Consider the following 21,605-nt stretch of genomic DNA (forward strand, 5'->3'; position numbering starts at 1 on the left):
GCGTCTGCGGGCGGTATACGGCTGATCGCGCCCACGCGGCGGAGCCGCATATCGACACAGCCCCGCGCCCCCTATGGGGCGCCGCACACCCCACCCGAAGCCGTCCGGCGGGACCTTGCTGCGACAATGGCCGAGTGACCCGCGCATCCCTGGACAAGCAGCCGCACGAAGTCGCCTCGATGTTCGACAACGTGGCGGAACGGTACGACCTGACCAATGACGTGCTGTCCCTGGGACAGGACCGCCGCTGGCGCAAGGAAGTCGCGCAGGCCGTCGACGCCCGGCCCGCGCAGAAGATCCTGGACCTCGCCGCCGGTACCGCCACCTCCTCCCTGCCCTTCGCCCGCACCGGCGCCTACGTCGTGCCCTGCGACTTCTCGCTCGGCATGCTCCAGGTCGGCAAGAAGCGCCACACCTGGCTGCCGTTCACCGCGGGCGACGCGACGAGGCTGCCGTTCAAGGACGACACCTTCGACGCCGTGACCATCTCCTTCGGCCTGCGCAACGTGCAGGACTTCGACGCCGCGCTGCGCGAGATGTACCGCGTCACCAGGCCCGGCGGACGCGTCGTGATCTGCGAGTTCTCGCACCCGACCTGGACGCCCTTCCGGACCGTCTACACCGAGTACCTGATGCGCGCCCTGCCCCCGGTCGCCCGCGCGGTGTCCTCGAACCCGGACGCCTACGTCTACCTCGCCGAGTCCATCCGCGCCTGGCCGAACCAGCCCGGTCTGGCCGAACGGCTCCGCAAGGCCGGCTGGTCCAGGGTCGCCTGGCGCAATCTCACCGGTGGCGTCGTCGCGCTGCACCGCGGCTTCAAGGACTGAGCCGCCGCACGGCCCGCGCACCCTTACCGGGCCCTACCGCCCGATCATCTCGAACGCGTCCCCCGGTTCCCCCAGTTCGCGCTGGAGTCCGCCCGTCGGCGGCCGGGGGACGCGGGGTTCGCGGACGCCTCCGCCGCCCTCGCCCTCCGCGAAGTCGAACCACACGTACACCGTCGAGTCCGCCGGCACCTCCGTCCCGGGCGGCGGGTACTGGCGCACCACGTAGTCCACGACCGCCCGGTGGAAGTCCGGGCGGTCCGGCGCGGTCAGGAGCAGCCCCCGGGCCCGTGCGGTCTCGCGCGCGTCCACGGCCATCAGACCGACCAGCCGTGGCACACGCGGTTCGGGTGTTCTGGATGTTATGTGCACAGATGTCACCCCCAGCGGTACTGGAAGGGTAACCCCGGCACCTTCCGGCCGGAAGAAGCCGGTGTCTTACTGTGACAGATGGCTACCCTGCGTCACCGACAGGTGAGTTGAGGTCCAGGCGGAAGCAGAGCGCGTCCTCGGCCGGCGTCGGATGCGGGTACGTCTCCGCGGCCCGCATGCCGAGGCGCCGGGTCACCGCGAGGGACCGCTCATTGCCCGGCCGTACCATCGCCACCACCTCCGGCACGCCCGCCTCCCGTACCCGGCGCAGGGTCTCGCGCGCGGCGGCGGTGGCGTACCCCTTGCCCCAGTGCGCCCGCCCGAGCCGCCAGCCGATCTCTATCGCGCCCGCCGGACCCCACGTCGGCAGCCAGGGCTGGGCGCCGGTGAAGCCGATGACCTCGTCGGAGTCGTCCAGGACCGTCCAGAGGCAGAAGCCCCGTTCCGCGTCGTGCCGCCGCTGGCGCGCGGTGAGTTCCTCGTACACGGACAGCGGGGCGGGCTTGCCGCCGTGGAACTCCATCACCTCGGGATCGGCGAACACCCGGTGCCAGGCCAGGGCGTCCTCATGGGTGGGAACGCGCAGCCGCGGTGCGGGGAGAGGTCGGTTCACAGGGCAGCCCTTCAGCCGGGTGATCTATTCCGCTGAATAGACTGCCCATGTCCAGTGCCCGTCGGCACGCAGATTTCGAACTTGGGGAGATCCCGCCGTGACCGAGCCCCTCTCCGACCACTCCGCCGATGTGATCGTCGTCGGCGCGGGCCCAGCCGGCTCCGCGACCGCGTACCACCTGGCCAAGGCCGGTCTCGACGTACTCCTCCTGGAGAAGACGGAGTTCCCGCGCGAGAAGGTGTGCGGTGACGGCCTCACGCCCCGCGCGGTCAAGCAGCTCGTCGCCATGGGCATCGACATCTCCGAGGAGGCCGGCTGGCTGCGCAACAAGGGTCTGCGCATCATCGGCGGCGGCTCCCGCCTCCAGCTGGACTGGCCGGACCTCGCCGCATTCCCGAACTACGGACTCGTGCGCAAGCGCGACGACTTCGACGAGATCCTGGCCCGGAACGCGCAGAAGGCGGGCGCGCGGCTGTACGAGCGCTGCAATGTCTCCGGGCCGATCGTGGACGAGCGCACCGGCCGCATCACCGGGGTGACGGCCAAGGTCGGCGAGGAGAAGCGCGAGGTCAGCTATCGCGCGCCGCTCGTCGTCGCGGCCGACGGCAACTCCACCCGGCTGTCCCTCGCGATGGGCCTGCACCGCCGCGAGGACCGTCCGATGGGCGTCGCGGTGCGCACGTACTTCACCTCGCCCCGCCATGACGACGACTACCTGGAGTCCTGGCTGGAGCTGTGGGACCGGCGCGGCTCCCAGGAGCGGCTGCTGCCCGGCTACGGCTGGATCTTCGGCATGGGCGACGGCACCTCCAACGTCGGCCTCGGCGTCCTCAACACCTCCGCCGCCTTCAAGGAGCTGGACTGGCGCGAGATCCTCAAGGCGTGGTGCGCGTCCATGCCCAAGGACTGGGGTTACACCCCCGAGAACATGACCGGGCCGATCCGCGGCGCCGCGCTGCCGATGGCCTTCAACCGGCAGCCGCACTACACCAAGGGCCTGCTGCTGGTCGGCGACGCCGGCGGCCTGGTGAACCCCTTCAACGGCGAGGGCATCGCCTACGCCATGGAGTCCGGCCAGATCGCCGCCGACGTCATCGTCCAGGCGCACGCGCGGGCGACGCCGGCCCAGCGGGAGATCGCCCTCCAGCGCTACCCGCGCGTCCTCAAGGACACCTACGGCGGCTACTACAACCTCGGCCGCGCCTTCGTGAAGCTCATCGGCAATCCCAAGGTCATGCAGATCGCCGCCCAGCGCGGCCTGACCCACCCGGTCCTGATGAAGTTCACCCTGAAACTCCTCGCCAACCTGACCGATCCCACGGGCGGCGACGCGATGGACCGGATCATCAACGGCCTGACGAAGGTGACCCCGAAGGCGTGATCAGACGCTGAGCGCGGCCTCTTGGGCGGACCGGCGGGCGTAAACCTCCTCCCGCCGGTCTCCCATCTGCCGCAGCGCGTCCTTTTTCTCCCGCTTGGTCAACCGGTCGAGATAGATGTACCCGTTGGTGTGATCCGTCTCGTGCGCGAGGCAGCGGGCGAAGTAGCCCGTGCCCTCGACCTCCAGCGGGTTGCCGTCCCGGTCCAGACCGCGCACCAGCGCCCGGTCCGGCCGGGGTACGGCCATCACCGCGCCCGGCACCGACAGGCAGCCCTCGCCCTCGTCCAGCAGCCGTCGCCCGCTCAGGGGTGATTCCAGCACCGGGTTGACGATGTGTCCGACATGCCGGTTTCCGTCGTCATCGGGGCAGTCGTACACGAACAGGCGCAGCTCGACCCCGACCTGATTCGCCGCGAGCCCGGCGCCCTCGGCGACGTACATCGTGCGGAACATGTCGTCGATGAGCGCCGCGAGATCGGGCCCGAACTCCGTGACGTCCCGGCACGGCTTGTGCAGCACCGCCTCGCCGACCTCGGTGATCCGGCGCACCGCGCCGCGCCCGGCCTCGGGGGCGTACCGGGGGAACTCGGCGACAGGGGCGCCCTGTACGAACACGCGTGGCATCGCGTCTTCTCCTTCACTCGTGGACGAAACCGCCGTACGGCGGTCCGGCCCGAGCATGCCAGGGAACGCCGCAGGGCCGCTGCCCCCGAGCGGCTGCGGCCCTGCGTGAGGTGCGAAACGCCCCTCAAGTATGCGAAACGGTACGGGATACCTCAGAGCACCCGCACGGCACCCGTCGGCTGGTCGTACGACAGCGGGTGCTCGGAGACACCGGAGGACGGGTTCTGCGCGCCGACGAACATGCCGTCACCCACGTACACCGCGACGTGGTACGCGCTGCCCGCGCTGCCCCAGTACAGGATGTCGCCCGGCTGGAGGTCGCTCAGCGAGACCTGGGTGCCGGCGGTCGACTGGTCCTGGGAGACGCGCGGCAGGCTCACGCCGACCTGCTTGAAGGCGGTCTGCACCAGGCCCGAGCAGTCGTAGGCGGAGGGGCCGGTGGCGCCGGAGACGTACGCCTTGCCCAGCTGCGACTTGACGAAGCTGATGACGGCGGCGGCGGAACCGGTGGCCGTGGAGGAGCCGGTGCTGGTGCCCGTGCCCGTGCTGGTGCCGGTGGAGCCGGAGGTGTCGTCGGCCGTGAGGGCGATCCGGGTCGTGCTGCGCGAGGCGCGCTCGGCGGCGTCCTTGCGGGCGGCCTCCTCGGCCTTCTTCTTGGCCTCGGCGGCCTTCTGCTTGGCGTCGGCGAGGTCCGCCTTGGCCTGCTTCGCGGCCTTCGCGGCGGCGGCGTCGCGCTCGGCCTGGAGCTGGTAGTTCGCCGCGGCCTGCTGGGTGGCGTCCGCGGACTGGGCGGCCTGCGTGGCCAGGTCGGCCGTCAGGGTGGGCAGTTCGAGGGTCTGCGTCACCGGCTCGGCCGCGTTGGCCGAACCGGCGGCCCCGGCGACTGCCAGGGTGCTGAGGACGCCACCGGCAACTCCGGCCCGCATCGCGAGGGACGACGCGCTGCGGCGGGGCTTCCGGTGGCTGCGTATGTGAGCGGTGTGGGACATGGGAACAACCGGTATCAGGGGCTCCTCCATATCTTCAAGAAACGTGTGCTGCGCCACAGTTGCACGATCGAGACCTCAAACCCCGGGCGTGTCGCCCTTTATTGACGCCGTAACGGACATTGCGGACGCCCGTGATCAAGCCCTTGATCACGGTCTTTGATCATTACGTCCGAATTGCCCCGCGCCTACCACCGGTTGATGTGGTTGGCCAAGCCCGGTTCCTGAGAGGCCGCTGTGTCTGTGACCGAGGTCACGGAACGCTCGCCGGGGGGCCGGCGTCCCGCGCGTGGGGGAGTTCGTGAACACATGCACACGCCGACGTGTGTGCGAGATCCACTATCAAGATCGAGTGCCCAGCGCCAATTTGCATGCAGGCGAACTCTCTTGATATTGAGACGACCTCTTTGGCCTGCGATGACAGGCGAAATTGTCACTTCTGGTGATCAACTGAACGCTTCGTGTATGAAGATCAGCCATCATCCGACTTCATGATCCTTCGTCAGGTGGTGGAGATCACAAAGCTTGTGGAATACCCCGTGTCGCAGATCACAGATCGGCGGGCATAGGATGCGAGGCAGTTGGGCTTGTGACCTGCTTCACATGTTCTCGATCTTCATCGGCCCAGCGAACCGCCAGCAGTCAGTGCCGACTGAGAGGAGCGAGGAGCGGTGAACGCCTATGCGCCCATCCTCGTACTGGGAGCCCTCGGGGCAGGCTTTGCGATCTTCTCCGTGGTCATGGCCACGCTGATCGGTCCGAAGCGGTACAACCGCGCCAAGCTCGAAGCCTACGAGTGCGGCATCGAGCCGACCCCCACGCCGGCCGGCGGCGGGCGCTTCCCCATCAAGTACTACCTGACGGCGATGCTCTTCATCGTCTTCGACATCGAGATCGTCTTCCTCTACCCCTGGGCCGTCACCTTCGACGCCCTGGGGCTTTTCGGGCTCGTGGAGATGTTGCTCTTCGTGCTCACCGTCTTCGTCGCGTACGCGTACGTATGGCGGCGCGGCGGCCTGGAATGGGACTGAGGGGCCATATAAGACATGGGACTCGAAGAAAAGCTGCCGAGCGGCTTCCTGCTGACCACCGTGGAACAGGCCGCGGGCTGGGTGCGCAAGGCATCCGTCTTCCCGGCCACCTTCGGCCTGGCCTGCTGTGCCATCGAGATGATGACCACCGGCGCCGGCCGCTATGACCTGGCGCGCTTCGGCATGGAGGTGTTCCGCGGCTCACCGCGCCAGGCGGACCTGATGATCGTGGCCGGCCGGGTCAGCCAGAAGATGGCGCCGGTCCTGCGGCAGGTCTACGACCAGATGCCCAACCCCAAGTGGGTGATCTCCATGGGCGTCTGCGCCTCCTCGGGCGGCATGTTCAACAACTACGCGATCGTCCAGGGCGTCGACCACATCGTCCCGGTCGACATCTATCTGCCCGGCTGCCCGCCCCGCCCCGAGATGCTGATGGACGCGATCCTCAAGCTCCACCAGAAGATCCAGTCCACCAAGCTCGGGGTGAACGCGGAGGAAGCGGCCCGCGAGGCGGAGGAGGCGGCGCTCAAGGCCCTGCCCACCATCGAGATGAAGGGGCTGCTGCGGTGAGCGACGCGAACGGCACCCACGGCGGCGGGACGAACGGGGTGAACCCCGAGAAGGACCTCTCCGCCTCCAACCTCCCCGGTCAGCGCGGCCAGGGCGGCGAGGAGATCCGCGTCCAGCGCGGCATGTTCGGCGCCAGTAACGGCGGCGACACCTCCGGCTACGGGGGCCTGGTCCGCTCGGTCCGGCTGCCCGGACCGGCGAGCCGGCCCTACGGCGGCTGGTTCGACGAGGTCGCCGACGAGCTGGAGGGCGCCCTGGAGGAACAGGGCCTGCTGCCGGACAACGCCATCGAGAAGACGATCGTCGACCGCGGCGAACTCACCTTCCACATCGAGCGCGAGCACCTGCCGCGCGTCGCCCGCACCCTGCGCGACGACCCCGCCCTGCGCTTCGAGCTGTGCACCGGCGTCAGCGGCGTGCACTACCCGGGCGACAAGGGCCGCGAGCTGCACGCCGTCTACCACCTGCGCTCGATCACCCACAACCGGCTGATCCGCCTGGAGGTCAGCGCCCCGGACGCCGACCCGCGCATCCCGTCCCTGGTGCCCGTCTACCCCACCAACGACTGGCACGAGCGCGAGACGTACGACTTCTTCGGCATCGTCTTCGACGGCCACCCGGCCCTGACGCGGATCATGATGCCGGACGACTGGCAGGGCCACCCGCAGCGCAAGGACTACCCGCTCGGCGGCATCCCCGTCGAGTACAAGGGCGCCCAGATCCCGGCTCCGGACCAGCGGAGGTCGTACTCATGAGCACTGAGTCCGCATCGGCACGCGAAACCACCGAGGGCGCCGTCTACACGGTCACCGGTGGCGACTGGGACGAGGTCGTCCAGTCCGCGGCCCGCTCCGACGACGAGCGCATCGTCGTCAACATGGGTCCCCAGCACCCCTCCACCCACGGGGTGCTCCGGCTGATCCTGGAGATCGACGGCGAGACGGTCACCGAGGCCCGCTGCGGCATCGGCTATCTGCACACCGGCATCGAGAAGAACCTCGAATTCCGCACCTGGACGCAGGGCACCACCTTCGTCACGCGCATGGATTACCTGACGTCCTTCTTCAACGAGACCGGCTACTGCCTCGCCGTCGAGAAGCTCCTCGGCATCGAGGACGACATCACCGACCGCGCCAAGATCATCCGGGTGCTCCTGATGGAGCTGAACCGGATGTCCTCCCACCTGGTGTGCATCGCCACCGGCGGCATGGAACTGGGCGCGACCACGATCATGATCTACGGCTTCCGCGATCGTGAAATGATTCTCGACCTCTATGAACTGATCACCGGCCTGCGGATGAACCACGCGTACATCCGCCCCGGCGGACTCGCCCAGGACCTGCCGCCCGGCGCGGTCGACCAGATCCGCGAGTTCGTCAAGAAGATGCGCCGAAACATCCCGGAGTACGACAAGCTCGCCACCGGGAACCCCATCTTCAAGGCCCGCATGGGCGACATCGGCTATCTCGACCTGGCCGGCTGCATGGCCCTCGGCGCGACCGGCCCGATCCTGCGCGCCACCGGCCTGCCGCACGACCTGCGCAAGAGCCAGCCGTACTGCGACTACGAGACGTACGACTTCGAGGTCCCCACCGCCGACAGCTGCGACGCCTACGGCCGCTTCCTGATCCGCCTGGAGGAGATGCGCCAGTCGCTCGGGATCATCGAGCAGTGCCTGGACCGGCTGGCGCCCGGCCCGGTCATGGTCGCCGACAAGAAGATCGCCTGGCCCGCCCAGCTGGCCCTCGGCCCGGACGGACTCGGCAACTCCCTCGACCACATCAAGAAGATCATGGGCACCTCCATGGAGGCCCTGATCCACCACTTCAAGCTGGTCACCGAGGGCTTCCGGGTCCCGCCGGGCCAGGCGTACGCGGCCGTCGAGTCCCCCAAGGGCGAGCTCGGTGTGCACGCGGTCTCCGACGGCGGCACCCGCCCCTACCGGGTCCACTTCCGCGACCCGTCCTTCACCAATCTTCAGGCCATGGCGGCGATGTGCGAGGGCGGCCAGGTCGCCGACGTGATCGTCGCCGTCGCGTCCATCGACCCCGTGATGGGAGGCGTCGACCGGTGACCACCTCTTCTGCGGAGCACGGCGTCAGCCTGGGCATGCCCGAGCCGCCCGCGCCCGCCTACCCGGACGACGTACGGGAACGTCTCGCGGCGGACGCGCGCGAGATCGTGGCGCGCTACCCGGACTCCCGCTCCGCCCTGCTGCCGCTGCTCCACCTCGTGCAGTCCGAGGAGGGCCATGTCACGCGCACCGGAATGCGGTTCTGCGCGGAGACGCTCGGCCTGACCACCGCCGAGGTCACCGCGGTGGCCACCTTCTACACCATGTACCGGCGGCGGCCCTCCGGCGACTACCAGGTCGGGGTGTGCACCAACACCCTGTGCGCGGTGATGGGCGGCGACGCGATCTTCGAGTCCCTCCAGGAACACCTGGGCGTGGGCAACGGGGAGACCACCGACGACGGCAAGGTCACCCTGGAGCACATCGAGTGCAACGCGGCCTGCGACTTCGCGCCGGTCGTGATGGTCAACTGGGAGTTCTTCGACAACCAGACACCCGGCAGCGCCCGGGACCTGGTGGACGACCTGCGCGCCGGACGCGAGGTGCGGCCCACCCGCGGCGCGCGGATGTGCACCTTCAAGGAGACCGCGCGGATCCTGGCCGGCTTCCCGGACGAGCGGCCCGGAGCCGTCGAGGAGGGCGGCAGCGCCGGACCCGCCTCGCTGGTCGGCCTGCGCCTGGCCAAGGGCGAGTCCGCGTCCGCGCGCGTGGTCCATCCGCGCGGCGGCCCGCAGGACCCGCCGCGGGAGCCGGTGCACGAGCCGTCCCCGGCCGAGCACCCCAGCTCCCATGACGCGCCGCAGGAGACCTCGGCCTCCGATCCCGCGCACCCGGCAGGGCCTACCGCCGAGGAGGGGGAGTGATGACCGTGGCAGCCGAACTGAAGGACTCCAGCCCCGAGAAGCTGCTGGCACCCGTGCTGTCGGCCTTCTGGGACGAGGACCGCTCCTGGTCCCTGGACGTCTACCGGCGGCACGAAGGGTACGAGGGGCTGCGCAAGGCGCTCGCCATGCCGCCCGACGACCTGATCGCCTACGTCAAGGAATCCGGGCTGCGCGGCCGCGGCGGCGCGGGCTTCCCGACCGGGATGAAGTGGCAGTTCATCCCGCAGGGCGACGGCAAGCCGCACTATCTCGTCGTCAACGCCGACGAGTCGGAGCCGGGCACCTGCAAGGACATCCCGCTCCTGTACGCGAATCCGCACAGCCTCATCGAGGGCATCGTGATCGCGTGCTACGCCATCCGGTCCTCGCATGCCTTCATCTACCTCCGGGGTGAAGTGGTCCCGGTCCTGCGGCGGTTGCACGAGGCCGTGCGCGAGGCCTACGCGGCCGGTTACCTCGGCGAGGACATCCTCGGCAGCGGTCTGCGCCTCGACCTCACCGTGCACGCCGGGGCCGGGGCGTACATCTGCGGCGAGGAGACCGCGCTGCTCGACTCGCTCGAAGGCCGCCGCGGCCAGCCGCGGCTGCGTCCCCCCTTCCCCGCCGTCGAGGGGCTGTACGCCTGCCCCACTGTGGTGAACAACGTCGAGTCCATCGCCTCGGTTCCCGCGATCCTGAAGAACGGGAAAGAGTGGTTCAGGGCGATGGGCAGCGAGAAGTCCCCGGGCTTCACGCTCTACTCGCTCAGCGGGCATGTCACGAGCCCCGGCCAGTACGAGGCGCCGCTCGGCATCACCCTGCGCCAGCTCCTGGAGATGAGCGGCGGGATGCGCGCGGGCCACCGGCTGAAGTTCTGGACGCCGGGCGGCTCCTCCACCCCGATGTTCACCGCCGAACACCTCGACGTACCGCTCGACTACGAGGGCGTCGGCGCCGCCGGTTCCATGCTCGGCACCAAGGCCCTCCAGTGCTTCGACGAGACCACCTGCGTGGTCCGCGCCGTCACCCGCTGGACCGAGTTCTACGCCCATGAGTCCTGCGGCAAGTGCACACCCTGCCGCGAAGGGACGTACTGGCTGGTGCAGTTGCTGCGGGACATCGAGGCGGGCAAGGGCGCCAAGGGCGACCTGGACAAGCTCGCGGACATCGCCGACAACATCAACGGCAAGTCCTTCTGCGCCCTCGGCGACGGCGCGGCCTCCCCGATCTTCTCCTCCCTGAAGTACTTCCGCGAGGAGTACGAGCAGCACATCACGGGCCGGGGCTGCCCCTTCGACCCGGCCAAGTCGACGGCCTGGGCGGACCGCCCGGAGGTGAACGCATGACCGTGACCACCAACGCCCCCGCGGGCGGCGGGGAGGCGGCCCGCCCGCCGGAAGACCTCGTCTCGCTGACGATCGACGGCATCGGGATCAGCGTGCCCAAGGGCACCCTGGTCATCCGGGCCGCCGAACAGCTCGGCATCGAGATCCCCCGCTTCTGCGACCACCCGCTGCTCGACCCGGCCGGTGCCTGCCGGCAATGCATCGTGGAGGTGGAGGGCCAGCGCAAGCCGATGGCCTCCTGCACCATCACCTGCACCGACGGCATGGTGGTGCGCACCCAGCTGACCTCCCCGGTCGCCGAGAAGGCCCAGCACGGTGTGATGGAGCTGCTGCTCATCAACCACCCGCTGGACTGCCCGGTCTGCGACAAGGGCGGCGAGTGCCCGCTGCAGAACCAGGCCATGTCGCACGGCAACGCCGAGTCCCGCTTCGAGGGCCGCAAGCGCACCTACGAGAAGCCGGTCCCGATCTCCAGCCAGGTGCTGCTGGACCGCGAGCGCTGTGTGCTGTGCGCGCGCTGCACCCGGTTCTCCAACCAGATCGCGGGCGACCCGATGATCGAGCTGATCGAGCGGGGCGCGCTCCAGCAGGTCGGCACCGGCGAGGGCGACCCGTTCGAGTCGTACTTCTCCGGGAACACCATCCAGATCTGCCCCGTGGGAGCGCTCACCTCGGCGGCGTACCGCTTCCGCTCCCGCCCCTTCGACCTGGTCTCCTCGCCCTCGGTGTGCGAGCACTGCGCGGGCGGCTGCGCCACCCGCACCGACCACCGGCGCGGCAAGGTCATGCGGCGGCTCGCGGCCAACGACCCCGAGGTCAACGAGGAGTGGATCTGCGACAAGGGGCGCTTCGGCTTCCGCTACGCCCAGCTCAAGGACCGCCTCGACACCCCGCTGGTGCGCGGCGCCGACGGCGTCCTGGAGCCCGCGTCCTGGCCGGAGGCGCTGGAGGCCGCCGCCCGCGGTCTGACCGCCGCCCGCTCCCGGGCCGCCGTCCTGACCGGCGGCCGGCTGACCGTCGAGGACGCCTACGCGTACAGCAAGTTCGCGCGGGTCGCCCTGGACACCAACGACATCGATTTCCGCGCGCGGGCGCACAGCGCCGAGGAGGCGGGCTTCCTCGCCGCCGCGGTCGCGGGCCGCGGCCGTGACCTGGCGGGTACGGGGGTCACGTACGACGCGCTGGAGCAGGCGCCCGCCGTGCTCCTCGTCGGATTCGAGGCGGAGGAGGAGGCCCCCGGCGTCTTCCTGCGGCTGCGCAAGGCGTGGCGCAGGCACAAGCAGCTGGTGTTCGCGCTGGCCACGCACGCCACCCGGGGCCTGCAGAAGGCGGGCGGCACCCTGCTTCCGGCCGCGCCCGGCACCGAGACCGAGTGGCTGGACGCGCTCGCGAGCGGCGTCGGCCTGGAGGCCCCAGGCACCCGGGCCGCCGAGGCGCTGCGCGGCGAGGGCGCCGTCATCGTCGTGGGGGAGCGGCTGGCCTCGGTCGCCGGTGGATTCACCGCCGCCGTACGGGCCGCGACCGCGACCGGCGCCCGGCTGGTGTGGATCCCGCGCCGGGCCGGGGAGCGCGGCGCCCTGGAGGTCGGCGCGCTGCCCGCGCTGCTGCCGGGCGGCGCCCTGGAGGTCGGCGCGCTGCCCGCGCTGCTGCCGGGCGGCCGCCCCGCGACCGACCCGCGCGCCCGTGCCGAGGTGGCCGGCGCCTGGGGCCTGTCCGAACTGCCGCTGGGCTACGGCCGGGACACCGAGCGGATCATCGAGGCCGCCGCGGACGGCGGGCTTGCGGCCCTGGTGGTCGCGGGCGTCGAGGTCGCCGACCTGCCCGACCCGGCCCGCGCCCGCGAGGCGCTGGACCAGGTCGGCTTCCTGGTCTCGCTGGAGCTGCGGCCCAGCGAGGTCACCGAACGCGCCGATGTCGTCCTGCCGGTCGCCGCGGTCGCCGAGAAGGCGGGATCCTTCCTCAACTGGGAGGGCAGGGTGCGCTCCTTCGAGGCCGCGCTCAAGCCGGAGCAGATGACCCGTCGGCTGGCCCCGACCGACGCCCGGGTGCTGCACATGCTGGCCGACGCCATGGACGCCCACCTGGGGCTGCCGGACCTGCGCACCATCCGCGCGGAGATCGACCGGCTCGGCTCCTGGGACGGGCCGTACACCACCGAGCCCCGGGAGGCCGCGGGCGCCGTACCGCGCCCGGCCGCCGGGGAGGCCGTGCTCGCGGGCCACCGGCTGCTGCTCGACCAGGGCCTGCTCCAGGAGGGCGACGAGGCGCTGGCCGGTACCCGGCGCGCCGCCCGGGCCCGTCTCTCGGCCGCCACGGCCGCCGAGGCGGGGGTCGCGGACGGCGGGTTCCTCGCCGTCACCGGGCCCGCCGGAACCGTCGAACTCCCGCTCCAGATCGGTGAGATGCCCGACCGGGTGGTCTGGCTCCCGCTGAACTCCGTCGGCGGCGGCGTCGCCTCCGACACCGGGGCACAGCCCGGCAACCTCGTCCGCATCGGCCCGGCGGCCCCCGCCGGGGCGGCCCCCAAGGAGGTGGAGGCATGAGCCCGTACCTCGCCGCTGAAGACCTCTCGATGTTCGGCCGCGACCCCTGGTGGCTGGTCGTCGTCAAGGCGGTCTTCTGCTTCGCCTTCCTGATGGTGACCGTGCTGTTCTCCATCGTCTGGGAGCGCAAGGTCGTCGCCTGGATGCAGCTGCGCATCGGACCCAACCGGCACGGCCCCTGGGGCATGCTCCAGTCGCTCGCCGACGGTGTGAAACTGATGCTCAAGGAGGACCTGATCGTCCGCCGCGCGGACAAGGTGGTCTACGTCCTCGCGCCGATCGTGGCGGCCATCCCGGCCTTCATGGCGATCGCGGTGATCCCGTTCGGCCCCGCCGACCACGAGATCTCCATCTTCGGCACCCGTACGACGATGCAGCTCACCGACCTGCCGATCGCGATGCTCTACATCCTCGCGGTCGCCTCGGTCGGCATCTACGGCATCGTCCTCGCGGGCTGGAGCTCCGGCTCCACCTATCCGCTGCTCGGCGGTCTGCGCTCCTGCGCGCAGATGATCTCCTACGAGATCGCCATGGGCGCCGCGTTCGCCTCGGTGTTCCTCTACTCGGGCTCCATGTCGACGTCGACGATCGTGGCCCAGCAGCACGACCGCTGGTACATCCTGCTGCTGCCGGTCTCCTTCCTCCTCTACATCGTCACCATGGTCGGCGAGACCAACCGCGCCCCCTTCGACATGCCGGAGTCCGAGGGCGACCTGGTGGGCGGCTTCAACACCGAGTACTCGTCCATCAAGTTCGCGATGTTCATGCTCGCCGAGTACGTGAACATGGTGACGGTCTCCGCCGTCTCCACCACCCTCTTCCTCGGCGGCTGGCGGGCCCCCTGGCCGATCAGCACCTTCTGGGCGGGCGCCAACCACGGCTGGTGGCCGATGCTCTGGTTCGTCATCAAGGTGCAGCTGCTGCTGTTCTTCTTCATCTGGCTGCGCGGCACCCTGCCCCGGGTCCGCTACGACCAGCTGATGAAGCTCGGCTGGAAGGTCCTGATCCCGGTCTCGGTGACCTGGCTGATGCTCGTCGCGTCCGTACGGGCGCTGCGCAACGAGCACTACGGCTTCGCCGACATCGCCCTCTACGTGGGCGGCGGGGTGCTCGCCCTGCTGCTGATCTCCTTCGTCGTCGACATCTTCCGCGAGAAGGCGCAGGCGGTCGAGCAAGCGGCCGCGGACCGGGCCGGGTTCGATCCGCTGGCGGGCGGGTTCCCGGTGCCGCCGCTGCCCGGACAGGAGCTGCCGCCGGTGCCCAGGCGCCGCTCGCGGCGGGAGCGGGAGCTGATTGTCAGTGGCGGGCCCGACACTGTGAGTGACGGATCGTCAGAGGGATCTTCGGATGGAAAGGAGGCGTCCGATGGCTGAGGAACCCAAGGAGACCAAGCCCGGTTTCCAGAACCCCGTGGCCGGCTTCGGCGTGACCTTCAAGGCCATGTTCAAGAAGCGGCTCACCGAGCAGTACCCGGAGCAGAAGAAGACCACCGCTCCCCGCTTCCACGGACGGCACCAGCTCAACCGCCATCCGGACGGCCTGGAGAAGTGCGTCGGCTGCGAGCTGTGCGCCTGGGCCTGCCCCGCCGACGCCATCTATGTGGAGGGCGCCGACAACACCGACGAGGAACGCTACTCGCCGGGCGAGCGCTACGGCCGCGTCTACCAGATCAACTACGCCCGCTGCATCCTGTGCGGACTGTGCATCGAGGCGTGCCCGACGCGCGCGCTGACGATGACCAATGAGTTCGAACTGGCCGACTCCAGCCGCGCGAACCTCATCTACACCAAGGAACAGCTGCTGGCCGGTCTCGACGAGGGCATGGTCGAGGCGCCGCACTCCATCTTCCCGGGCACCACCGAGGAGGACTACTACCGGGGCCTGGTCACCGAGGCCGCGCCCGGCACGGTCCGCCAGGTCGCCGTCTCCAAGGGCGAGGACGAAAAGGACGCCGAGGGCGCCGGGGCCTCCGGCGCGGACAAGGCGGCGGACCAGGCGGCGGACCAGGAGGTGGACGCATGAGCGCGCAGCTCGCGGCCTATACGACCTCCACCGGCGAGGCCTTCCAGTTCTGGGTCCTCGGCACCGTCGCGGTGATCGGCGCCCTGTGCACCGTCTTCATGAGGAAGGCCGTGCACAGCGCCCTCAGCCTCGCCGGGACCATGATCGTCCTGGCGGTGTTCTACCTCGCCAACGGCGCCTACTTCCTGGGCGTCGTCCAGATCGTCGTCTACACCGGCGCGATCATGATGCTGTTCCTGTTCGTGGTGATGCTCGTCGGCGTCACCGCCGCGGACTCGCTGAAGGAGACCATCAAGGGCCAGCGCTGGCTGGCCCTGCTGTGCGGGGTCGGCTTCGGCGTGCTGCTGCTCGCCGGGATCGCCAACGCCTCCCTGAAGGACTTCGCGGGCACCGGCCAGGCGAACGCAGGCGGCAATGTGGAGGGCCTCGCCGCCCTCATCTTCACCAAGTACGTCTTCGCCTTCGAGATCACCGGCGCCCTGCTGATCACGGCCGCCGTCGGCGCCATGGTGCTCACCCACCGCGAGCGCACCGAGCGCGCCAAGACCCAGCGCGAGCTGGCCGAACAGCGCGTCCGCGAGGGCAAGCACCTGCCGCCGCTGCCCGCCCCTGGCGTCTACGCCCGGCACAACGCGGTGGACATCGCCGGTCTGCTCCCCGACGGCACCCCCTCCGAGCTGACCGTGAGCAAGACGCTGCGTGAACGCGGCCAGATCCGGGACGTGTCCACGGAGGCCATCAACGATCTGCGGGCGCTGGAACAGCGTTCCACGGAGCGCCTGGAGCGGACGCCGATCGAACCGGAGACGTTCAAGCGGCCCGAGGAGGCGTCGAAGTGACCCCGGTCAACTATCTGTATCTCGCGGCCCTGTTGTTCACGATCGGCGCCACCGGCGTACTGATCCGGCGCAACGCCATCGTGGTCTTCATGTGCGTCGAGCTGATGCTGAACGCCTGCAATCTCGCGTTCGTCACCTTCTCCCGGCTGCACGGCAACCTCGACGGCCAGGTCATCGCCTTCTTCACGATGGTCGTCGCCGCCGCGGAGGTCGTGGTGGGCCTCGCGATCATCGTGTCGCTGTTCCGTACCCGCCACTCGGCCTCGGTCGACGACGCCAGCCTGATGAAGCTGTAAGGGGTCGGGAGAATCGTGGAGAAACTGATCGCGCTGCTCATCGCGGCGCCCCTGCTCGGAGCGGCCGTCCTCCTGGTCGGCGGCCGGCGCCTGGACCGCGTCGGCCACTGGCTCGGCACCCTGCTGTCGACCGCGTCCTTCGTCATCGGCCTGCTCCTCTTCGCCGACCTGCTCGGCAAGAACGCCGAACACCGCACGCTGATCCAGCACCTGTGGACCTGGATCCCGGTCGAGGGCTTCCAGGCGGACGTCACCTTCCGCCTCGACCAGCTGTCGATGACCTTCGTCCTGCTGATCACCGGCGTCGGCTCGCTGATCCATCTGTACTCGGTCGGGTACATGGCGCACGACGAGCGCCGCCGCCGCTTCTTCGGCTATCTGAACCTGTTCCTCGCGGCCATGCTGCTGCTCGTCCTCGCCGACAACTACCTTCTGCTGTACGTCGGCTGGGAGGGCGTCGGTCTCGCCTCGTACCTGCTGATCGGCTTCTGGCAGCACAAGCCCAGCGCCGCCACGGCCGCCAAGAAGGCGTTCCTGGTCAACCGCGTCGGCGACATGGGCCTGTCGATCGCGATCATGCTGATGTTCACCACCTTCGGCTCCTTCGCCTTCGGCCCGGTCTTCGGCCATGTCGACGGCGCCTCCCAGGGCAAGCTCACCGCGATCGGCCTGATGCTGCTGCTGGCCGCGTGCGGCAAGTCCGCCCAGGTGCCGCTCCAGTCCTGGCTCGGTGACGCGATGGAGGGCCCGACCCCGGTCTCGGCCCTGATCCACGCGGCGACCATGGTGACCGCGGGCGTCTATCTGATCGTCCGCTCGGCGGCCGTCTTCAACGCGGCGCCGGACGCCCAGCTGGTCGTCACCGTGGTGGGCACGGTCACGCTGCTCTTCGGTGCGATCGTCGGTTGCGCCAAGGACGACATCAAGAAGGCGCTGGCCGGCTCGACCATGTCGCAGATCGGCTACATGGTGCTCGCCGCGGGCCTCGGCCCCATCGGCTACGTCTTCGCGATCATGCACCTGGTGACCCACGGCTTCTTCAAGGCCGGGCTGTTCCTCGGCGCGGGCTCCGTGATGCACGGCATGAACGACGAGGTCGACATGCGCAAGTTCGGTGGCCTGCGGAAGTACATGCCGGTCACCTTCATCACCTTCGGCCTCGGCTACCTCGCCATCATCGGCTTCCCGGGCCTGTCCGGCTTCTTCTCCAAGGACAAGATCATCGAGGCGGCCTTCGCCAAGGGCGGCACCGAGGGCTGGATCCTCGGCGGCGCGGCCCTGGTGGGCGCGGCCATCACCGCGTTCTACATGACGCGCGTGATGCTGATGACGTTCTTCGGCGAGAAGCGCTGGCAGCCCGACGCCGAGGGCCATGAACCGCATCCGCACGAGTCCCCGGCCGTCATGACGATCCCGATGATCGTGCTGGCCGTCGGCTCGGTCCTCGGCGGTGCCTTCTTCAGCGTCGGGGACCGCTTCCTCAAGTGGCTGGAGCCGGTCACCGGCCACAGCGAGGGCCACTCCCCGGTCAGCGCCGGGGAGGTCACCATCGCCACGATGGTCTGCCTGGTCATCGGCGTGGGCATCGCCTGGGCGCAGTACGGCCGGAGGCCCGTCCCGGCCGTCGCCCCGCGCGGCTCGCTGCTCACCCGGGCGGCCCGCCGCGACCTCCTCCAGGACGACTTCAACCATGTGGTCCTGGTGCGCGGCGGCGAACACCTCACGCGCTCCCTGGTCTACCTCGACCACAGCCTGGTCGACGGGGTCGTCAACGGCACCGCGGCAGGCTTCGGCGGCCTGTCCGGGCGGCTGCGCCGGCTCCAGAACGGCTTCGCCCGCTCCTACGCGGTCTCGATGTTCGGCGGCGCGGCACTCCTGGTCGCCGCGACCCTGCTGATGAGGGCGGTCTGATACCGATGTCCTTTCCCCTGCTGACAGCGACGGCGGCGCTCCCCGCCCTGGGAGCCGTCGCCACGGCCGCCGTACCGGCCGCGCGGCGCACCGCCGCCAAGTGGCTGGCCCTGCTCGTCTCGCTCGGCACCCTCGCGCTGGCGATCACCGTCCTGGTCCGCTTCGATCCGGGCGGCGCCCGCTACCAGCTCACCGAATCCCATTCCTGGATCCGCGACTTCGGGGTCCGCTACGAGCTGGGCGTGGACGGCATCGGGGTGGCGCTGATCGCGCTGACCGCCGTACTGATCCCGTTCATCATCCTGGCGGGCTGGCACGACGCCGACCCGCTGGAGACCGGCAGCCGCCGCTGGCGCCCCACCCAGGGCTTCTTCGCGCTGATCCTGGCGGTCGAGGCGATGGTCCTCATCTCCTTCGAGGCCACCGACGTCTTCCTCTTCTACATCTTCTTCGAAGCCATGCTGATCCCGATGTACTTCCTCATCGGCGGCTTCGGGGACCGCGCCCACGCCCAGGGCGAGGAGGCGGCCGCCACCCAGCGCTCGTACGCGGCGGTGAAGTTCCTCCTCTACAACCTGGTCGGCGGACTGATCATGCTGGCCGCGGTGATCGGCCTCTATGTGGTCGCCGGGAACTTCTCCCTCCAGCAGATCGCCGAGGCGCGCGCCAACGGCTCGCTGCACATGGCGACGAGCACCGAGCGCTGGCTGTTCCTCGGTTTCTTCTTCGCCTTCGCGGTGAAGGCGCCGCTGTGGCCGCTGCACACCTGGCTGCCCAACGCCATGCAGGAGTCCACCGCCCCGGTCGCCGTCCTCATCACGGCGGTGGTCGACAAGGTGGGCACCTTCGCGATGCTCCGCTTCTGCCTCGGGCTGTTCCCGGAGGCCAGCAGGTGGGCCACGCCGGTGATCCTCGTCCTGGCGCTGATCAGCATCGTCTACGGCGCGCTGCTCGCGGTCGGCCAGCGGGACATCAAGCGCCTGGTGGCGTACGCGTCGATCTCCCACTTCGGCTTCATCATCATGGGCATCTTCGCGATGACCAGCCAGGGCCAGTCCGGCGCCACCCTCTACATGGTCAACCACGGCATCTCCACGGCCGCGTTGATGCTGGTCGCCGGGTTCCTGATCTCCCGGCGCGGCTCGCGGCTCATCGCCGACTACGGCGGGGTGCAGAAGGTCGCCCCGGTGCTCGCCGGCACCTTCCTGATCGGCGGCCTGGCCACCCTGTCGCTGCCCGGCCTCGCGCCGTTCGTGAGCGAATTCCTCGTCCTGGTCGGCACGTTCACGCGCTATCCGGTGATCGGGATCATCGCCACCCTCGGCATCGTGCTCGCCGCGCTCTACACCCTGGTGCTCTACCAGCGCACCATGACGGGCCCGGTGAAGCCCGAGGTCTCCAAGATGCCCGATCTGCGGGTGCGTGAGGTCCTGGTCGTCGCCCCGCTGATCGTGCTGCTGATCTTCCTGGGCGTCTATCCGAAGCCCGTGACGAACATCGTCAATCCGGCGGTCAAGCACACCATGTCCGACGTCCAGAAGAAGGACCCCAAGCCCGAGGTGGAGGCGGCCAAGTGAGCACCCCAGCCGTCCACAGCCTGTGGACAACCGCGGCCGACCGCATCCCCCAGATCGGCGCGCCGAAGATCGAATACGGGCAATTGTCGCCCACGCTGATCCTCCTCGGCGCCGCGCTGGTCGGGGTGCTGGTCGAGGCGTTCGTGCCGCGCAGGTCCCGTTATTACGCGCAGGTGTTCGTGTCGGTCGTCGCCCTGTGCGCCGCGTTCGCCGCGGTCGTCGGGCTCGCCGCCGACGGGTACGGCACCACGAAGGCGCATGTCGCCGCCATGGGCGCCATCGCGGTCGACGGCCCCTCGCTGTTCCTCCAGGGCGTCATCGTGCTGGCCGGTCTGGTAGGCCTGTTCACCTTCGCCGAGCGCCGGCTCGACCCGGAAGCGCACGGCAACCGGGTGGACTCCTTCGCCGCACAGGCCGCCGCCGTGCCGGGCAGCGACACCGAGAAGGCCGCGGTCAGGGCCGGGTTCACCACCACCGAGGTCTTTCCGCTGCTGCTCTTCGCGGTCTCCGGCATGCTGGTCTTCACCTCGGCGAACGACCTGCTGACGCTCTTCGTCGCGCTGGAGGTCTTCTCCCTGCCGCTGTACCTGCTGTGCGCGCTGGCCCGCCGCAAGCGGCTGATGTCGCAGGAGGCCGCGGTCAAGTACTTCCTGCTGGGCGCGTTCGCCTCCGCGTTCACCCTGTTCGGCATCGCGCTGCTGTACGGCTACGCGGGCTCGGTGTCGTACGCGCGCATCGCCCAGGTCGTGGACGGCTCGGTCACCGATGTGAACCCGGCGCTGGCCGACACGATGGGCAATGACGCGCTGCTGCTCATCGGCGCGGCCCTGCTGGTGATGGGCCTGCTGTTCAAGGTGGGCGCGGTGCCGTTCCACATGTGGACGCCCGACGTCTACCAGGGCGCGCCCACCCCGGTGACCGGCTTCATGGCGGCGGCGACCAAGGTGGCCGCGTTCGGCGCGCTGCTGCGGCTGCTGTACGTGGTGCTGCCGGGGATGCGCTGGGACTGGCGGCCGGTGATGTGGGCGGTGGCGATCATCACCATGCTGGGCGGCGCGATCGTGGCGATCACCCAGACCGACATCAAGCGGCTGCTGGCGTACTCGTCCATCGCGCACGCCGGATTCATCCTCGCGGGTGTCATCGCGACCTCGAAGAACGGCGTGTCGTCGGTCCTGTTCTATCTGGCCGGCTACTCGTTCGTGACGATCGGCGCCTTCGCGGTGGTCACGCTGGTGCGGGACGCGGGCGGCGAGGCGACCCATCTGTCCAAGTGGGCCGGACTCGGCCGGCGTTCCCCGCTGGTGGCGGCGGTCTTCGCGGTGTTCCTGCTGGCCTTCGCCGGTATCCCGCTGACCTCCGGCTTCGCGGGGAAGTTCGCCGTGTTCAAGGCGGCGGCGGCCGGGGGCGCGGCCCCGCTGGTCGTCATCGGTGTGATCTCCTCGGCGATCGCGGCCTTCTTCTACATCCGGGTGATCGTGCTGATGTTCTTCAGCGAGCCCAAGCCGGAGGGGCCGACGGTGGCGGTGCCGTCGCCGCTGACGATGCTGGCGATCGGGCTCGGCGTGGCGGTCACGCTGGTGCTGGGTGTGGCGCCGCAGTACTTCCTGAACCTGGCGAACCAGGCGAGTGTGTTCGTGCGCTGAGCGCGCTCACCGCGCCCGCGCGCGAGGGAAGGCCCCGGTTCCGGAGACGGAACCGGGGCCTTCGCGCTGCCGTGGAGCGTGCTGCCA

20 protein-coding genes are annotated in these 21,605 nt (G+C 69.9%); 16 read left to right on the forward strand and 4 right to left on the reverse strand.

What is annotated here, in order from left to right:
- Nucleotides 1–134: 134 nt before the first annotated feature.
- On the forward strand, nt 135–827 hold the full coding sequence (locus ACLF5H_RS13470) for a demethylmenaquinone methyltransferase (protein WP_421676297.1): 693 nt from the start codon (nt 135–137) through the stop codon (nt 825–827).
- A gap of 33 nt (nt 828–860) precedes the next feature.
- On the opposite strand, the gene ACLF5H_RS13475 is transcribed toward ACLF5H_RS13470, so the two are convergent.
- Complete coding sequence (locus ACLF5H_RS13475; protein ID WP_421676298.1) at nt 861–1,163, reverse strand: PASTA domain-containing protein; 303 nt, start codon at nt 1,161–1,163, stop codon at nt 861–863.
- A gap of 115 nt (nt 1,164–1,278) precedes the next feature.
- The gene (locus ACLF5H_RS13480) at nt 1,279–1,809 is read right to left on the reverse strand and encodes a GNAT family N-acetyltransferase (protein WP_421676299.1); all 531 of its coding nucleotides are present in this window, start codon (nt 1,807–1,809) and stop codon (nt 1,279–1,281) included.
- Nucleotides 1,810–1,906: 97 nt separating this feature from the next.
- Between ACLF5H_RS13480 and ACLF5H_RS13485 the strand changes: the two genes are divergently transcribed.
- A complete protein-coding gene (locus ACLF5H_RS13485) occupies nt 1,907–3,190 on the forward strand; it encodes a geranylgeranyl reductase family protein (protein ID WP_421676300.1) in 1,284 nt (427 codons plus the stop codon).
- Here ACLF5H_RS13485 and def read toward each other — a convergent pair whose 3' ends face one another.
- Nucleotides 3,191–3,814, reverse strand: coding sequence for a peptide deformylase (gene def, locus ACLF5H_RS13490; RefSeq protein WP_421676301.1), 624 nt, complete (start codon nt 3,812–3,814; stop codon nt 3,191–3,193). It lies immediately after the preceding gene.
- A gap of 152 nt (nt 3,815–3,966) precedes the next feature.
- Nucleotides 3,967–4,803: a C40 family peptidase gene (locus ACLF5H_RS13495; protein ID WP_421676302.1), complete on the reverse strand. Its 837-nt coding sequence runs from the start codon at nt 4,801–4,803 to the stop codon at nt 3,967–3,969.
- Between the two features lie 668 nt (nt 4,804–5,471).
- Between ACLF5H_RS13495 and ACLF5H_RS13500 the strand changes: the two genes are divergently transcribed.
- Genes ACLF5H_RS13500 through nuoN form a run of 14 tightly spaced genes read left to right on the forward strand, consistent with a single transcriptional unit; the run spans nt 5,472 to nt 21,518 of the window.
- Nucleotides 5,472–5,831: an NADH-quinone oxidoreductase subunit A gene (locus ACLF5H_RS13500; RefSeq protein WP_030494815.1), complete on the forward strand. Its 360-nt coding sequence runs from the start codon at nt 5,472–5,474 to the stop codon at nt 5,829–5,831.
- A 15-nt stretch (nt 5,832–5,846) separates the two neighbouring features.
- Nucleotides 5,847–6,401: a NuoB/complex I 20 kDa subunit family protein gene (locus ACLF5H_RS13505; RefSeq protein WP_009190037.1), complete on the forward strand. Its 555-nt coding sequence runs from the start codon at nt 5,847–5,849 to the stop codon at nt 6,399–6,401.
- Complete coding sequence (locus ACLF5H_RS13510) at nt 6,398–7,156, forward strand: NADH-quinone oxidoreductase subunit C (protein WP_421676303.1); 759 nt, start codon at nt 6,398–6,400, stop codon at nt 7,154–7,156. Before ACLF5H_RS13505 ends, ACLF5H_RS13510 begins: the two co-directional genes overlap by 4 nt.
- Nucleotides 7,153–8,475, forward strand: coding sequence for an NADH-quinone oxidoreductase subunit D (locus ACLF5H_RS13515; RefSeq protein ID WP_421676304.1), 1,323 nt, complete (start codon nt 7,153–7,155; stop codon nt 8,473–8,475). The genes ACLF5H_RS13510 and ACLF5H_RS13515 overlap by 4 nt, the downstream gene beginning before the upstream one ends.
- The gene (gene nuoE, locus ACLF5H_RS13520; protein WP_421676305.1) at nt 8,472–9,338 is read left to right on the forward strand and encodes an NADH-quinone oxidoreductase subunit NuoE; all 867 of its coding nucleotides are present in this window, start codon (nt 8,472–8,474) and stop codon (nt 9,336–9,338) included. The genes ACLF5H_RS13515 and nuoE overlap by 4 nt, the downstream gene beginning before the upstream one ends.
- Nucleotides 9,335–10,684, forward strand: a complete 1,350-nt coding sequence (gene nuoF, locus ACLF5H_RS13525; protein ID WP_421676306.1) for an NADH-quinone oxidoreductase subunit NuoF — start codon at nt 9,335–9,337, stop codon at nt 10,682–10,684. Before nuoE ends, nuoF begins: the two co-directional genes overlap by 4 nt.
- On the forward strand, nt 10,681–13,227 hold the full coding sequence (locus ACLF5H_RS13530; protein ID WP_421676307.1) for an NADH-quinone oxidoreductase subunit G: 2,547 nt from the start codon (nt 10,681–10,683) through the stop codon (nt 13,225–13,227). Before nuoF ends, ACLF5H_RS13530 begins: the two co-directional genes overlap by 4 nt.
- On the forward strand, nt 13,224–14,600 hold the full coding sequence (nuoH, locus tag ACLF5H_RS13535; RefSeq protein WP_421676308.1) for an NADH-quinone oxidoreductase subunit NuoH: 1,377 nt from the start codon (nt 13,224–13,226) through the stop codon (nt 14,598–14,600). The genes ACLF5H_RS13530 and nuoH overlap by 4 nt, the downstream gene beginning before the upstream one ends.
- A complete protein-coding gene (gene nuoI / locus ACLF5H_RS13540; RefSeq protein ID WP_421676309.1) occupies nt 14,593–15,249 on the forward strand; it encodes an NADH-quinone oxidoreductase subunit NuoI in 657 nt (218 codons plus the stop codon). The genes nuoH and nuoI overlap by 8 nt, the downstream gene beginning before the upstream one ends.
- On the forward strand, nt 15,246–16,088 hold the full coding sequence (locus ACLF5H_RS13545) for an NADH-quinone oxidoreductase subunit J (RefSeq protein WP_421676310.1): 843 nt from the start codon (nt 15,246–15,248) through the stop codon (nt 16,086–16,088). The genes nuoI and ACLF5H_RS13545 overlap by 4 nt, the downstream gene beginning before the upstream one ends.
- Nucleotides 16,085–16,384: an NADH-quinone oxidoreductase subunit NuoK gene (gene nuoK / locus ACLF5H_RS13550; protein WP_421676311.1), complete on the forward strand. Its 300-nt coding sequence runs from the start codon at nt 16,085–16,087 to the stop codon at nt 16,382–16,384. The genes ACLF5H_RS13545 and nuoK overlap by 4 nt, the downstream gene beginning before the upstream one ends.
- Before the next feature lie 15 nt (nt 16,385–16,399).
- Nucleotides 16,400–18,295 (forward strand): NADH-quinone oxidoreductase subunit L, encoded by a 1,896-nt coding sequence (gene nuoL / locus ACLF5H_RS13555; protein ID WP_421676312.1) that lies wholly within the window; start codon nt 16,400–16,402, stop codon nt 18,293–18,295.
- A gap of 5 nt (nt 18,296–18,300) precedes the next feature.
- Nucleotides 18,301–19,872, forward strand: a complete 1,572-nt coding sequence (locus tag ACLF5H_RS13560; RefSeq protein ID WP_182776403.1) for an NADH-quinone oxidoreductase subunit M — start codon at nt 18,301–18,303, stop codon at nt 19,870–19,872.
- Nucleotides 19,869–21,518, forward strand: a complete 1,650-nt coding sequence (gene nuoN, locus ACLF5H_RS13565) for an NADH-quinone oxidoreductase subunit NuoN (RefSeq protein WP_421676313.1) — start codon at nt 19,869–19,871, stop codon at nt 21,516–21,518. Before ACLF5H_RS13560 ends, nuoN begins: the two co-directional genes overlap by 4 nt.
- Nucleotides 21,519–21,605 lie beyond the last annotated feature (87 nt).

The sequence above is a fragment of the Streptomyces sp. LaBMicrA B280 genome (assembly GCF_049222185.1).
GTDB lineage: Bacteria > Actinomycetota > Actinomycetes > Streptomycetales > Streptomycetaceae > Streptomyces > Streptomyces murinus.